Genomic DNA, 13,920 nt, shown 5'->3' with positions numbered 1-13,920 from the left:
ATCAATTTAGAAAATAGATTAGCTGATCAACCTCACAATTTCCAAAGCCACTTTCAACGCCTCCGTTCCGTCTTCCAAAGAAACTTCAACGTTTTTATTTTCAGTAATCGCCTCAGCAAAACTTTCTAGTTCATCTAAAATAGCGTTGTTTGGTTGAATATTTGGGTATTCAAAAATAATCTGATTTTTTTCACCTTCTGCATTTTCAATAATCATATCAAAATCACTTGGACTTTCGGGCGCAGGTTTCATGCGAATAACTTCAGATTTTTTCTCTAAGAAGTCGACAGATATATAAGCGTCTTTCTGGAAGAACCGTGATTTACGCATTGCTTTCATCGAAATCCTGGACGTCGTTAAATTTGCAACACAACCGTTTTCAAATTCAATTCGGGCATTACAAATATCCGGAGATTTCGAAACCACCGAAACGCCACTTGCATGAATAGCTTTCACTTTTGATTTTACCAGAGAAAGTAAAATATCCAAATCATGAATCATTAAATCCAAAACTACAGAAACATCCGTTCCCCGTGGATTGAATTCTGCCAATCGGTGAATTTCGATGAACATCGGATCTTTAATAAAATCTTTAGACCCAATGAAGGCTGGATTATATCTTTCTACGTGACCAACTTGTGCTTTAATTCCGAATTCACGGCATTTGTAGAGGATTTCTTCTGCTTGTTTTAAAGTCTGTGTAATCGGCTTCTCAATGAAAAAATGAATTCTTTTTTCAATTGCTTTCATCGCATAATCGTAATGATATAAAGTCGGTGTTACAATATCGAGCATTTCGACTTCATTTAAAAGATCTTCGAAATTTTCAAAATATTTATAACCGAATTCGCTTTCTAATTTTTTGCCATTTTCTTTATCTGCATCGTGAAAGCCTACTAAATCATACTTTTCTGATTGCTGAAGTAATTTTAAATGAATCTTTCCCAAATGACCTGCGCCAACTAAACCTGCTTTTAGCATAGAAAATTAATTTTTGTAAAGATAAAAAAAGAAGTTAGACTTTAGAAATTAGAGTTTTCAGCCTTACTAAAGAAAATCTCACTTGGAATATCTGAAATATAAAATCTAATCCTTAGTTTTGTGAGATGCAGGATTCTTATGTACATAAAGGAAAAAGGAAAATTTTAGTCGATTACCTTCGAGATAAAATGGGAATCTCTGATGAGAAAGTCTTATCTGCAATCAACAAAATTCCACGACATCTTTTTCTGGAAAGCGTTTTTGAAGATTATGCTTATGAAGATCGCGCATTTCCTATTTTGGCCAAACAAACGATATCACATCCTTCCACCGTAGCGGAGCAAACGACTCTTTTAGAAGTGGAGGAAAAGGATAAAATTCTGGAAATTGGTACAGGTTGCGGCTACCAAACGGCAGTTTTAATTGCACTAAATGCATTTGTCTATACCATTGAAAGGCAGAAAGACTTACATGATTTTTCTCAGAGGAAATTACGTGAGCTTCATCTGCGTCCAAAATTTCAAAGTTTTGGTGATGGATTTCTCGGACTGCCCACATTTGCACCTTTCGATAAAATTTTAGTGACTTGTGGAGCAGAAGTGCTACCCACAGAATTATTGCACCAGTTAAAAGTTGGTGGGAAAATGGTGATTCCATTAGGAAAAACAGACCAGCAGATCCTGATGCGTTTTACGAAAAGATCCGAGCGTGAATTTGAAAGGGAAGAGTTCTGTGCTTATAAATTTGTACCAATGTTGAATAATACCAATCATTAGATAAAATGGAAGGTGTAATTTTCAAAAGTAAAAAAATCGATAAAATTTTTTTAATCCTTTACTTCGGATTTTTCATGTTGATGATGATTTTCACTCTATATACTTATTATGTTGAGCAAGATTTAAAAGTTTTTCTACTAGGATTTATCGGTGGCCTTCCTTTGATTCTGTCTTTTGCGGCTAGTCAATGGCTGAAAATTATCGTCAGAAATGAAGAGTTGATTATTCATTGGTTTTTCACCCTCTACAAAACGAAAATCAAAAACATCACAAAAATTAGAAAAGGAGAAACCCTGTGGAGCGGTTTACATAAATACGGAACGACCTCAAAGGGATTAATCATTTTTTCAAAATTTAAAAATGATTTATACATCACCCCTGAAAATGAAGAGCTTTTCTTTCAGCAAATTTTGGCAATTAATTCGGATATCTCTATTGAAAAAGTGTAGAAATCATCAAAAAATAGTTTTAATATTTTTTAATAGGGTGTTATATTTACTTTCTAATATTTAATGTTTATTTATTTAAATAACAAGTTACAAATTCGCTAATTCAGATTATACGTTGTATTTTTGCAATCGTTAAATTTATTCTAAATTAAGATAGCTGAAATAAGAATGAACTTTTTTCAGTTAAAAGTAAAATTTTAGATTCTCATGAAAAAAATTCAAGATATTCTTATTTCGACCAGAACCATGGCTGTTTTGTTGTTAGTGTACGCTGCCTCAATGGGTTACGCTACTTTTCTGGAAAACGATTACGGAACTCCAACGGCGAAAGCACTGATTTACGAAGCAAAATGGTTCGAGTTGGTGATGCTTTTATTGATATTAAACTTCATCGGAAATATCTCGAGATATCGACTTTGGCGCAGAGAGAAGTGGCCAGTTTTGGTATTTCACCTTTCATTTGTTTTAATATTTCTAGGTGGAGCAGTAACCCGATATATTAGTTTTGAAGGAATCATGCACATTCGGGAAGGTGAAACAACCAATGAAATTGTAACAGATAAAAATTTCTTTAAAATTCAGATTGAGGAAAAAGGTGATGTTTTGAATTATCAAGATATCCCTTATTTAATGTCGCCTTTGCATAAAAACTTTAATGCGAATTATGAATATCATGATAAAAAGATTTCAGTAAAAGCAATTGATTTTATTCAGAGAAAGAAAGACAGTATTGTTTTGGATCCAGCGGGAGTAGAATATCTCCATTTGGTCTCCACTGGACAAAGTGGTCGAGAAAATATCTATATTAAGCCTGGAGATTCCAAGTTAGTAAACGGAACATTGGTTTCATTCAACAGAGCAATTGAAGGAGCTGTTGAATTTAATAATACTAATGGAACCATGCTCATTAAAACTCCGGTAGAAGCGGAATATATGACAATGGCAACTCAGGCAAAAGGGACTACTAAAAAAGATGAATATGAACCTTTGGTCCTAAGAAGTCTTTATACCGTAAATGATTTAAAACTAGTTGTTCCTGAAGGTTTGATGAAAGGGAAACTGATTGCTTACGAAGGTGATAGAAAAAAAGATAAAGATGTTTCTGATAATTTAAGCGTTGAAGTTCAAGGACCAAAATCCAAAGTAATGGTAGATCTTCCTGTTGAAAAAGGAAATCCTAATGCTTTTAAACAAATCTCGCTGGATGGCATGAATATCATTCTGGGATTCGGTCCAAAGGTCTATACTACACCATTTTCTTTAAAATTAGATAAATTCGTGATGGAAACTTATCCAGGAAGTTCGTCACCAAGTGCGTACGAAAGTCACGTTCAAATAATTGATAAAGGAAAACAAACCCCTTATAAAATTTATATGAACCATGTGTTGAATCATGATGGGTACCGATTATTCCAGGCAAGTTTTGATCCGGACAGAAAAGGAACTGTACTTTCGGTGAATCATGATTTCTGGGGTACTTTGCTTACTTACATTGGGTATTTCTTCTTATTTACTGCAATGTTTGTCATTTTCTTCTGGAAAGGAACTCATTTCTGGAAACTGAACCAAATGCTGAAGAATATAAGCAAAAAGAAAACTGCTGCAGTTTTACTATTGTTATTGACATTCAATTTTAACGCACAGTATATTGATACCCACGGGAATACCGATGGTGCTGGGGAAGTACAGCATTCCGCCAATGACGGTCATGATCATGGTGCGGCAGATTTATTGACTGCAGAAGCTGCTCCGAAAAAACAACAGCAGGTCGGTGCTTTAAAATCACCAAAACCAATCACGGCAGATGAGATTATTGCAAGAAATAAGATCGACAAAGATCACGCTGAAAAATTTGCTTATTTATTAGTACAAAACTACGATGGTAGAATTGTGCCGATGAATACACAAGCTTTAGATGTTTTAAGAAAATTATACAGGAAAGATACCTTCCGAGGAAGTGATGGTAAATCTTTAACTGCAAACCAATGGTTCCTATCTATTAATACCGATACTGCTAGTTGGACGATGGTTCCTTTAATTAAAGTTGGTGACAAAGGTGGCGACGAATTAAAGAAAAAAGCAAAAGCAAATGAAGAAGGTTATACTTCGTTGATGTCGCTTTTCCCTGCCGATGAAACTGGAGCTCTTCATTATGTTTTAGAAGAAGATTACCAGGAAGCTTTTAGGAAAAAACCAGCAGAACAAACCAATTATGATAAAGAAGTTATAAAAGTAAACGATCGTGTTCAGGCTTTTAACGAATTTTTTAGCGGACAGTTTATGCGAATTGTTCCCGTGAAAAATGATCCAAACAATACTTGGCATTCCTGGTTAGACCAAAATTTCGAACCAGATATGGAATCTCAGAAAGTAATGGGTCCTTATTTTTCTGAAATATTAGCAGCTCAAAAATCGGGTGACTGGACGAAAGCAGATTCTGCCCTGAAGGAACTTGAGAACTATCAAAAAACTTGGGGTAAAAATGTGGTTCCGACGGAAGCAAAAGTGAAATTAGAGGTTTTGATGAACACCGTCAATATCAATTTCCATTTGTTAATTTTCTATACCATTATTGGAGGCTTGCTTTTGGTTTTAGGTTTTATAGAATTATTCAAACCAAACAAAATATTAAATAAGGTTATAAAGGCCTTAATACTTCTCGGATGTGTAGGTTATTTCCTACAATTCCTAGGATTGGTCGCAAGATGGTACATTTCAGGTCATGCACCATGGAGTAATGGTTATGAAGCGATTATCTTTATATCATGGATTGGTATTTCTGCGGGATTATTACTTTATAGAAACTCAAATGCATTAATTCCATCAGCTGGATTTATGGTGGCTGTAATTATGATGGGATTTGCACACGGTGGTTCTGCACTTGATCCGCAGATCACACCGTTAGTACCAGTACTGAAATCCTATTGGTTAATCATCCACGTAGCGATTATTACGGCGAGTTATGGTTTCTTTGGGCTGTCCATGGTTATTGCAGTTATTGTACTATTCTTCTATATTTTCTCAGACAAAAAAATATATAAAATTCATAACGAAACTACGATCAAAGAGCTGACTATTGTGTCGGAAATGTCCCTTACAATTGGTTTATACGCTTTAGTAGTAGGAACTTTCTTAGGAGGTATTTGGGCCAATGAATCTTGGGGTAGATACTGGAGCTGGGATCCAAAAGAAACCTGGGCTTTCATTTCCGTCATGGTTTACGCCTTCGTTTTACACATGCGATTGGTGCCAGGATTAAGAGGGAGATGGGCGTTCCACGTCGCTTCATTGTTTGCCATCAGCACTATTGTAATGACCTACTTCGGGGTGAATTATTACCTTAGTGGACTACATTCTTATGCGGCCGGAGATCCAGTTCCGGTTCCGATATGGGTGTACATCGGGATTGCTGCCATGTTTACGCTGGCAATTCTATCCTATTTGAAATTTAGAAAGTTAAAGATTAAATAAAAGTGAAATTATTAGATCCCGAAATTTATTTTCGGGATTTTTCACAATACTTTTCTATAATCAGAAAGTATATTAGAACCGCTCAACTTTTTCATCACTGTACCAAGTAACAAATCTTTTTTTTTTTGGTAGCACATTTAATGACTGCTTCCGAAACTAATGAAACTAAATCGAATAAATCCGTTGGATATAAAGGTCGCTTTCAGAATTTGTGAGTAAATAGGGTATTTATAATTTATTTATTAAATTGAAAAGAATAAAAACTTTAGAAAGTAATACCTTAGATACATTTCATTCCTTCTTATCAATATCAGCAAATATTCTGTAAATTTGTACATCACAATAAATTATATAGATTAGTCGAAAACAATGGCACTTATTTTTCTAACTAATCTCTAAATACATTCATCTATATTTTGAGTACCCATTTAACTATTCTCGGATTCAATTCTGCAATTCCTACCATTACTTCAGCACCTACTGCTCAATTTCTGGAAATGGAAGAGCGTTGCTTTCTCATCGACTGTGGGGAGGGAACGCAAGTACAGTTAAGAAAAGCAAAAGCGAGATTTTCTAAGATTAATCATATCTTTATTTCGCATCTACACGGCGATCACTGCTTTGGATTGCCTGGGTTGATTGCTTCTTTCCGACTTCTAGGACGAGATACGCCTTTGCATGTCTACGGTCCAAAAGGAATCAAAGAACTGCTTGAAACGATTTTTAAATTAACGGAAACACATAAAGGTTTTGAAGTTGTTTATCATGAATTGAAAAGCAAAGAATCAGAGAAAATTTATGAAGATCATAAATTAGAAGTATTTACAATCCCACTGAATCACCGGATTTATTGCAATGGTTATCTCTTCCGTGAAAAACCAAAAGAACGACATCTAAATATGCAAGAGATTTCTAAGTATCCGGAAATTGAAACTTGTGATTACCAGAATATAAAGAATGGAAAAGATTTTGTCTTGAGTGATGGGTATGTGTTGAAAAATAAGGTTTTAACTACTGATCCTACAAAATCTGTTTCGTACGCTTTTTGTAGTGATACCCGATATTCAGAAACTATTCTGCCTTTGATCAACGAAGTGGATTTATTGTATCACGAAGCGACTTTTTTACATGAGCTGAAAGAGATGGCGGACTACACTGGGCATACTACTGCGTTAGAAGCGGCAAGAATTGCTAAAAAAGGAAATGTTCAAAAGTTGATCGTAGGACATTTTTCTAACCGTTACCACGATTTAAATGTATTTTTGGATGAAGCATGTGAAGTTTTTGCGAACACTCATTTACCGCAAGCCTTAATTCCTGTAGAAATTAAATAAATAGAACCGTGAAAAATCCTGGTATTTTACCTGATGCTGCGTTCTTAAAAGATTTTCTTGACGAAAAAGCCGATTTGTACAATCATATTGATTTTATCGAAAATGATCCTATTCAAATTCCTCATCGTTTTACCTTAAAACAGGATATTGAAATAACGGGGTTTCTAACAGCGACCATATCTTGGGGCACTCGAAAATCAATTATAAATGATGCAGAGAAGATATTATCATGGATGGGAAATTCGCCTTATGAATTCGTTTTAAATTTTCAGGAAAGTGATATGGAATTATTTAAACATCTTTCTGTTCACCGTACTTTTAATAAAGAAGATTTGAATTTCTTCATTAGGAATTTAAATAGACTCTACAAAGAAAATGAGAGTTTAGAAAATTTATTTATTGTAAAAAAAGAAGAGGTCAATTTTTATCACAGTTTTGACCGTTTCAGAACTGAATTTTTCAAGGACAATCAAAAGCACCGAAGCATGAAGCATGTGAGCGCTACATATAAAAATTCATCGGCAAAACGTTTGATGATGTTTCTACGCTGGATGGTCAGAAAAGACAGAAAAGGAGTGGATTTTGGTCTCTGGAAAAATATTGATCAGAAGAACTTATCAATTCCTTTGGATGTTCATACCGGAAATATTTCCCGTAAACTTAATCTGATCCAAAGAAAACAAAACGATTGGAAAACAGTAGAAGAACTCGATATGGTTCTAAGAAAGTTCGATGATCAAGATCCCGCAAAGTATGATTTTGCACTTTTTGGTTTAGGAATTGCAAAAGAGTTTGAGAATTAAAAAAAGCTCGCTCCAAAAAATAAAAACAAATATCTGCTATCTCAGATTTAGAAAGACATCATTTCTTTTAGAATCATTCAACTCGAAAATTAATTAGATTTTTGTGGTTATCATAATGGAGGGATTAATAAACGAATTTTAAATAATAAAAAATGAAAGACAGAGAAGAGCAAACGAAAGAAAAAATTGATTTACTCGTTCGGGTTACCGATGGTATAATGTGGTGGATTGGTTCTATTCCATCTTTAATTGTTCATTCGATTATTTTTTTAACTGCCTTTTTATTACCCTTGTTTGGTCTTGTTGAATTTGACAAAATGCTGTTGGTACTTACAACGGTGCTTTCGTTAGAGGCAATTTATCTTGCAATTTTCATTCAGATGTCGGTAAACCGCAGCCAGGAACATATTGAGGACTTGAAGGATGATGTGAACGAAATTCAGGAAGATATCGAGGATATTCAGGAAGATATCGAAGAGATTAGTGAGGATATAGATGATATTCAGGAAGATATCGAAGATATTGCCGAAGAAGAGGATGATGAAGACCATAATGAGCGTGCTAGAAATGTAATGCTCAAAAGTAATGTAGCAACCAATAAAACGCAGCTTACCACTTTGAAAGGAAGAATTTCCGAACTTGAAAATTTGCTTGCAGAGTTGAAAAAAGAGGATAGAAGGTAGAGTATAAATTTTCTCGAAAAAATTAAGAAAACCATTTCAAATATGAAATGGTTTTACTTTTTATGAATGATCTTTCCAATTTTGGGTAAACGAGATGAAATCAGCTATCGATAATTCCTCAGCACGTTTATCCATAAATTCATGAGTTAATAATTCTTCCGGGATATTTAAAACTTTCAAAGAGTTCGATAATTTTTTGCGTCGTTGCCCAAATCCGGCCTTTACAATTTGTTTAAAAAGGACTTCATTCCCAACTAACCCTTCTTTTGGGTTTCGGGTTAAGCGAATCACCCCTGATTTTACTTTAGGAGGTGGATTAAAGACGTTTTCATGAACCGTGAACAAATATTCTACATCATATAAGGCTTGAACCAAAACAGAAAGAATTCCATACGCTTTTGTTCTGGGAACCGCTGCCGTTCTTTCGGCAACTTCTTTTTGAAACATCCCTACCATTTCCGGTACATCATCGTAAAAATCAATAATTTTAAATAAAATCTGGGATGAAATGTTATACGGAAAATTACCAATAACTGAAATTTGTCCTTCAAATTGATCAGAAAGATTCAGTTTAAGAAAATCACCAATTATGTTTTCATCTTTAAGTTTAGGATAATTAGATTTCAAATAAGCGATGGATTCTGTATCTATTTCTGCCACAAATATTTCTGCATCTTTATCCAAAAGATACTTGGTAAGGACTCCCATGCCGGGACCGACTTCCAAAACTTGATTGTAATTTTCGAAACTTAATCCGTCAACAATATTTTTTGCGATATTTTCATCGGTCAGGAAATGTTGACCCAGGTGTTTTTTAGCTCTTACACTCATTCAAGAATATATTTTTATAAATCAGAAAAGTAGATACCAACTTCTAATAAAAGGTTTTTTCTAACTTTCTTTATGTTTTTTTTAACAGCGATTTTCCGTGTTTGTCGGCAAATTACGGAAGTTTTTTTCTATTTTAGCAGAAATTTTTTATTTAATGGCTAAGACAGTTGAAGATTTTAACAAGAGAAGACTTCGTTCTAGTAATATTACGGTAGTCATCAGTATTGCGCTGGTTTTATTTTTACTGGGATTAATGGGGTTAATCCTTATTAATGCTCAGAAATATTCAGATTATATCAAAGAGCAGTTGGTAGTAAATGCTTACTTTGATGAGAATTATGATATAAAAGATTCCGTAAAAATCGCAAAAACAGAGGCAGAAACTTTCAAAAAGATCCAGGCTTTAGCACCAGTAAAGAAAGCAACTTACATTTCGCGAGAAATGGCAGCTGAAGAAGCCAGAAAAAGCATGGGAATTGAAACAAGCGCCTTGTTTGAAGAAAACATATTTCCTTCTTCTGTAGAAGTCGCTTTGAAGCCTGAGTTTGTAGATCCTGCAAAAATTGATGAAGCCATTAAGCAGATAAAAGCCACACCAGGAATTACAGATGTGAAAAACAACAGTACTTTAATGGTGGAAGTTTATAATAACCTAACCAATATTATGAAGTGGATTTTAGGATTTTCATTGCTGTTTTTACTTTTAGCTGTAGTGTTAATTAATAATTCCATTCGGTTAAAGATATTTTCAAAAAGATTTATTATCAAGACTATGCAGCTCGTTGGTGCCAAAAGAAGATTTATTTTAAAACCTTTTATCAAGGAAGCAATTATTTTGGGAGTTATCGGAGCCGTTATTGGTTTAGCCGTTTTATTTGGAGCCTGGTATTATTTCATCACCCAAATCGGTACCCCATTTGCGCAAGATAATGATCAATTAGTTATCCTTGTGGTGAGTATTTTCCTGCTGGGAATTTTCATTACCGTTTTCAGTACAATTTTCGCAACATGGAGATTCTTAAGGTCGAATGTTGATGATCTTTATTATTCATAAAAATGAGCAAAACAAATAAAAAATTCTCTGCAGATCCGATTCGGAAATCTACAGAAATGTCAGATCATAATGGTTTCTACTTTGGCAAGGAAAACTATAAATTGATGCTGATCGGTCTGGCTTTAATCGTTGTTGGATTTTTCTTAATGATGGGAGCAGATGCAAACACGGTGGATGGAAAATATAATCCAAATGTCTGGAACGAAGATATTTTTTCATTTCGTAGAATCCGTCTTGCACCATTCTTGGTCATTGCAGGTTTCGCGGTAGAAGTTTATGCTATTTTAAAAAGAAACAAGAATTAATTTCTTAATCAATACCTTTATTGCTTTGTCAAAGATTTAACCTTTGACAAAGTTTTTTTTAATACAGAAGTTACTCTGAGTTCACCGAAGAGTTTTTAATAAAAAATAAAAATGGATTTATTCAAAGCAATCATCATTGCAATCATAGAAGGTCTTACCGAATTTCTCCCTATTTCTTCCACCGCACACATGGGGTTTATAGCAAACTTAATGGGCATGGAAGAAACAGAATTTTTAAAAATGTTTCAAGTTTCGATTCAGTTCGGAGCAATCTTGGCCGTAGTCGCAGCCTATTGGAAAAAGTTTTTTGATTTCCAAAACCTTAAATTTTATTATAAATTAGCGTTTGCAGTGCTTCCGGCGTTAGGATTAGGATTTCTGTTTGATGACAAGATCGAAGCAATCTTAGGCAATCAGATCGCAATATCTTCAATGCTTGTTTTGGGTGGAGTCGTTTTATTATTTGCAGATTCTTGGTTTAAAAATCCAAAGATCGACGATGAGAAAGATATGTCCATAAAGAAAGCCGTAATCATTGGTTTTTGGCAATGTCTGGCCATGATGCCTGGAACGAGTAGGAGTGCGGCTTCAATCATCGGTGGAATGACGCAAGGATTAACCCGAAAAGCTGCGGCTGAATTTTCATTTTTCTTGGCAGTTCCAACCATGTTGGCTGTTACGGTTTATTCCATCTTCGTAAAAACTTGGGGAAAAACAACACCGAATCCGATGAAAGGATACGAGATGATTCTATCTTCGTCTGATAACATTATTGCATTTGTTGTTGGTAATGTGGTAGCGTTTATTGTGGCATTAATTGCGATAAAATCATTCATTGGATTGCTCAATAAATACGGTTTCAAACCTTGGGGTTGGTACCGAATTATCGTAGGAATCGTTTTGTTGGTTTACTTTACGCAATTTCAATAGTTGTAATTGGACAGCGATTTCACTTCGTCGAGAAGCTCATTATTATTTTATTTGGGCAGCTTTTTCCGCCCTCCGTTCCCGCTTTTTTGCCTTCACTTCGTTGCGGCAAAAAGAGCTCCACTCAGGTCGGGCTGCAAAGCAGAACTTCTTACCAATTTAGTTTTTAAAAATGACTGATACCGATTTCTTAGAAGGACAAATAATACTCCTCGACAAACCTCTGGATTGGACGAGTTTTCAAGCCGTTAATAAACTGAAATACAAACTCAAAAGAGAATTTAATCTCCCGAAGAAATTTAAGATAGGACATGCCGGAACATTAGATCCACGTGCAACAGGATTATTAATTGTCTGCACCGGAAAATTCACCAAAATTATTCCTCAAATTCAGGATGCACCAAAAGAATATTTCACCGAAATAAAAATCGGAGTTCAAACAGAATCTTACGATACTGAAAAACCAGAAATTCTTCCACAGGATATTTCAAACATTACCGAAGAACAAATCAAGGAAACTCTCGATCAGTTTCTAGGCGAAATCGATCAGAAACCGCCCATTTTCTCCGCCATTAAAATCGAGGGAAACCGCGCTTACGATTTAGCGCGACAAGGAAAAGAAGTCGAAATGAAATCTCGTAAAACCACTATTAATTACATTACAGATATTGCGATCGAATTACCTTTGGTAAGATTTACTGTTGGTTGTTCGAAAGGAACTTACATCAGAAGTCTCGCCCACGATATCGGTCAAGATCTAGGAGTTGGTGCTTATTTAACTAATCTTAGAAGAACAAAAATTGGTGAATACACCATCGAAAATGCAAGTTCAGAATATTTGGAAAACGAATATAAATTCGAGGATTTTATAAAATAAATAAAATTTAATACTTTTTAAATCTAATTTATTTTTTGCGAACTTTGCTAAGTGAAATCGAAGATTCGACGAAGTCAAAAATCCCTGTCTGTCGACAGTCAGATTTGCAATTGTTATTTGTAAAGTATAATAATCGCAAAACCTTTGCGTCATTTCGTTTAACTTTTCATCATGCTTTCAATAATAGAACAAAAAAATGGATTCAGAAAAAACCAGAATAAATAAATACCTTTCAGAAGTTGGTTTCTGCTCGCGCAGAGAAGCCGACCGAATGTTGGAACAAGGCAGAATAACCATCAATGGAGAAGTGCCGGAAATGGGCACTAAAGTTTCTGATGACGATGAGATCTTTGTCGATGGCGTTACCATTAGAAAAACAGAAGAAGAACCTATTTATATCGCTTTGAATAAACCGGTGGGAATTGTCTGTACCACCGATACCAAAAGAGAAAGAGACAATATCATTGAATTCGTTAACCATCCGAAAAGAATTTTCCCGATTGGCAGATTAGATAAACCAAGTGAAGGATTAATTCTACTGACCAACGATGGTGATATTGTAAATAAAATTCTGCGTTCCAGAAACAACCACGGTAAAGAATATATCGTACGAGTTGACAAACCAATCACGCCGAAATTCCTAATGCAAATGCGTGGTGGAATTCCAATTCTTGATACCGTTACCAATAAATGTGAAGTAGAGCAAATCGATAATTTATCTTTTAGAATTGTTCTTACACAAGGCTTAAATCGTCAGATCCGCCGCATGTGTGAATTCTGTGGTTACGAAGTTAAAAAGCTGAAAAGAATCCGTGTTTTAAATATTAAACTCGATCTTCCAATAGGAAAGTGGAGAGATTTAACCGAGACAGAAGTGAACGAACTAAAAGCATTGGTGGCTGATTCTGATAAGACTGTTAATTAATATTTTTCTTTTAAATACAGATAAGCCGTCAAATATTTATTTAGACGCTTAAAATCTCTTTCGGTCATCGTGTTAGTAAATCGAGTCAAATTCATATTGTCTTGTAGATCATTTAATTTTACAGAAACTGCTAATGGTGATTGCTCAGTTTGTTTTATAAACTCAGTATAATCGATATCAGCTGGTGTTTTTGTCAGACATTTAATTGCGAAAATAACTTCTTCAGAAAATCCTTCTTCTGCCAAAGTTTCGTACGTTATTTCTGGGCAATCTTCAATCATATCATGTAACACGCCAACAATTTTTTCATCATAAGTTTTTCCGGCATTCATCACGCGCATTACGTGACCGATGTACGGCGTTCCAAATTTATCGGTTTGTCCTTTATGGGCTTTCTGAGCCAATTTGATGGCTTTATTTAGCAATTCTTCTTTTGTCATTTTGATTTAAATTAAAGGAGATAATTTAACGGAAATATAAGTTGATTTTTTGAAATATATTCAA

General features: G+C 34.7%; 14 protein-coding genes. 11 read left to right on the top strand and 3 right to left on the bottom strand.

The genetic code is table 11. From position 1 onward, the window contains the following. Positions 1–18: 18 nt before the first annotated feature. Positions 19–981: a Gfo/Idh/MocA family protein gene (locus tag FNJ88_RS00890; RefSeq protein WP_143851289.1), complete on the bottom strand. Its 963-nt coding sequence runs from the start codon at positions 979–981 to the stop codon at positions 19–21. 125 nt (positions 982–1,106) lie between these two features. Here FNJ88_RS00890 and FNJ88_RS00885 point away from each other — a divergent pair, with 125 nt between their 5' ends. The 6 genes from FNJ88_RS00885 (at position 1,107) to FNJ88_RS00860 (ending at position 8,497) form a co-directional block, all read left to right on the top strand. Then, positions 1,107–1,757 carry a protein-L-isoaspartate(D-aspartate) O-methyltransferase gene (locus tag FNJ88_RS00885; RefSeq protein WP_143851288.1) on the top strand — a complete coding sequence of 217 codons (651 nt, stop codon included), beginning with the start codon at positions 1,107–1,109 and terminating at the stop codon, positions 1,755–1,757. Positions 1,758–1,762: 5 nt separating this feature from the next. Continuing rightward, positions 1,763–2,206, top strand: a complete 444-nt coding sequence (locus tag FNJ88_RS00880) for a PH domain-containing protein (RefSeq protein ID WP_143851287.1) — start codon at positions 1,763–1,765, stop codon at positions 2,204–2,206. A 207-nt stretch (positions 2,207–2,413) separates the two neighbouring features. Continuing rightward, the gene (gene ccsA, locus FNJ88_RS00875; protein ID WP_143851286.1) at positions 2,414–5,677 is read left to right on the top strand and encodes a cytochrome c biogenesis protein CcsA; all 3,264 of its coding nucleotides are present in this window, start codon (positions 2,414–2,416) and stop codon (positions 5,675–5,677) included. A 416-nt stretch (positions 5,678–6,093) separates the two neighbouring features. After that, complete coding sequence (locus FNJ88_RS00870; protein WP_143851285.1) at positions 6,094–7,011, top strand: ribonuclease Z; 918 nt, start codon at positions 6,094–6,096, stop codon at positions 7,009–7,011. Between the two features lie 8 nt (positions 7,012–7,019). After that, positions 7,020–7,814, top strand: a complete 795-nt coding sequence (locus FNJ88_RS00865; RefSeq protein WP_228414541.1) for a TIGR02757 family protein — start codon at positions 7,020–7,022, stop codon at positions 7,812–7,814. 152 nt (positions 7,815–7,966) lie between these two features. After that, positions 7,967–8,497: a DUF1003 domain-containing protein gene (locus FNJ88_RS00860; protein WP_143851284.1), complete on the top strand. Its 531-nt coding sequence runs from the start codon at positions 7,967–7,969 to the stop codon at positions 8,495–8,497. A 60-nt stretch (positions 8,498–8,557) separates the two neighbouring features. Here FNJ88_RS00860 and rsmA read toward each other — a convergent pair whose 3' ends face one another. Continuing rightward, positions 8,558–9,328, bottom strand: a complete 771-nt coding sequence (rsmA, locus tag FNJ88_RS00855) for a 16S rRNA (adenine(1518)-N(6)/adenine(1519)-N(6))-dimethyltransferase RsmA (RefSeq protein ID WP_143851283.1) — start codon at positions 9,326–9,328, stop codon at positions 8,558–8,560. 154 nt (positions 9,329–9,482) lie between these two features. Here rsmA and FNJ88_RS00850 point away from each other — a divergent pair, with 154 nt between their 5' ends. The 5 genes from FNJ88_RS00850 (at position 9,483) to rluF (ending at position 13,416) form a co-directional block, all read left to right on the top strand. Next, entirely contained in the window at positions 9,483–10,382 is a 900-nt protein-coding gene (locus tag FNJ88_RS00850) for a cell division protein FtsX (protein ID WP_143851282.1), read from the top strand. Between the two features lie 2 nt (positions 10,383–10,384). Then, a complete protein-coding gene (locus FNJ88_RS00845; RefSeq protein WP_143851281.1) occupies positions 10,385–10,687 on the top strand; it encodes a DUF3098 domain-containing protein in 303 nt (100 codons plus the stop codon). Between the two features lie 111 nt (positions 10,688–10,798). Next, the gene (locus FNJ88_RS00840; protein ID WP_143851280.1) at positions 10,799–11,617 is read left to right on the top strand and encodes an undecaprenyl-diphosphate phosphatase; all 819 of its coding nucleotides are present in this window, start codon (positions 10,799–10,801) and stop codon (positions 11,615–11,617) included. 169 nt (positions 11,618–11,786) lie between these two features. Continuing rightward, on the top strand, positions 11,787–12,491 hold the full coding sequence (truB, locus tag FNJ88_RS00835) for a tRNA pseudouridine(55) synthase TruB (RefSeq protein ID WP_143851279.1): 705 nt from the start codon (positions 11,787–11,789) through the stop codon (positions 12,489–12,491). Positions 12,492–12,687: 196 nt separating this feature from the next. Then, the gene (gene rluF, locus FNJ88_RS00830) at positions 12,688–13,416 is read left to right on the top strand and encodes a 23S rRNA pseudouridine(2604) synthase RluF (RefSeq protein ID WP_143851278.1); all 729 of its coding nucleotides are present in this window, start codon (positions 12,688–12,690) and stop codon (positions 13,414–13,416) included. Here rluF and FNJ88_RS00825 read toward each other — a convergent pair. After that, complete coding sequence (locus FNJ88_RS00825; protein ID WP_143851277.1) at positions 13,413–13,856, bottom strand: phosphohydrolase; 444 nt, start codon at positions 13,854–13,856, stop codon at positions 13,413–13,415. The genes rluF and FNJ88_RS00825 overlap by 4 nt on opposite strands. Positions 13,857–13,920 lie beyond the last annotated feature (64 nt).

The organism is Chryseobacterium sp. SNU WT5, assembly GCF_007362475.1.
GTDB lineage: Bacteria > Bacteroidota > Bacteroidia > Flavobacteriales > Weeksellaceae > Kaistella.
This window is presented reverse-complemented; position numbering and strand designations above follow the sequence as displayed.

What these genes read in the sequence shown, in the direction of transcription:
- FNJ88_RS00890 (WP_143851289.1), bottom strand. Translation starts at nt 981, where the DNA reads ATGCTAAAAGCAGGTTTAGTTGGCGCAGGTCATTTGGGAAAGATTCAT.
- FNJ88_RS00885 (WP_143851288.1), top strand. Translation starts at nt 1,107, where the DNA reads ATGCAGGATTCTTATGTACATAAAGGAAAAAGGAAAATTTTAGTCGAT.
- FNJ88_RS00880 (WP_143851287.1), top strand. Translation starts at nt 1,763, where the DNA reads ATGGAAGGTGTAATTTTCAAAAGTAAAAAAATCGATAAAATTTTTTTA.
- ccsA (WP_143851286.1), top strand. Translation starts at nt 2,414, where the DNA reads ATGAAAAAAATTCAAGATATTCTTATTTCGACCAGAACCATGGCTGTT.
- FNJ88_RS00860 (WP_143851284.1), top strand. Translation starts at nt 7,967, where the DNA reads ATGAAAGACAGAGAAGAGCAAACGAAAGAAAAAATTGATTTACTCGTT.
- rsmA (WP_143851283.1), bottom strand. Translation starts at nt 9,328, where the DNA reads ATGAGTGTAAGAGCTAAAAAACACCTGGGTCAACATTTCCTGACCGAT.
- FNJ88_RS00850 (WP_143851282.1), top strand. Translation starts at nt 9,483, where the DNA reads ATGGCTAAGACAGTTGAAGATTTTAACAAGAGAAGACTTCGTTCTAGT.
- FNJ88_RS00845 (WP_143851281.1), top strand. Translation starts at nt 10,385, where the DNA reads ATGAGCAAAACAAATAAAAAATTCTCTGCAGATCCGATTCGGAAATCT.
- FNJ88_RS00840 (WP_143851280.1), top strand. Translation starts at nt 10,799, where the DNA reads ATGGATTTATTCAAAGCAATCATCATTGCAATCATAGAAGGTCTTACC.
- truB (WP_143851279.1), top strand. Translation starts at nt 11,787, where the DNA reads ATGACTGATACCGATTTCTTAGAAGGACAAATAATACTCCTCGACAAA.
- rluF (WP_143851278.1), top strand. Translation starts at nt 12,688, where the DNA reads ATGGATTCAGAAAAAACCAGAATAAATAAATACCTTTCAGAAGTTGGT.
- FNJ88_RS00825 (WP_143851277.1), bottom strand. Translation starts at nt 13,856, where the DNA reads ATGACAAAAGAAGAATTGCTAAATAAAGCCATCAAATTGGCTCAGAAA.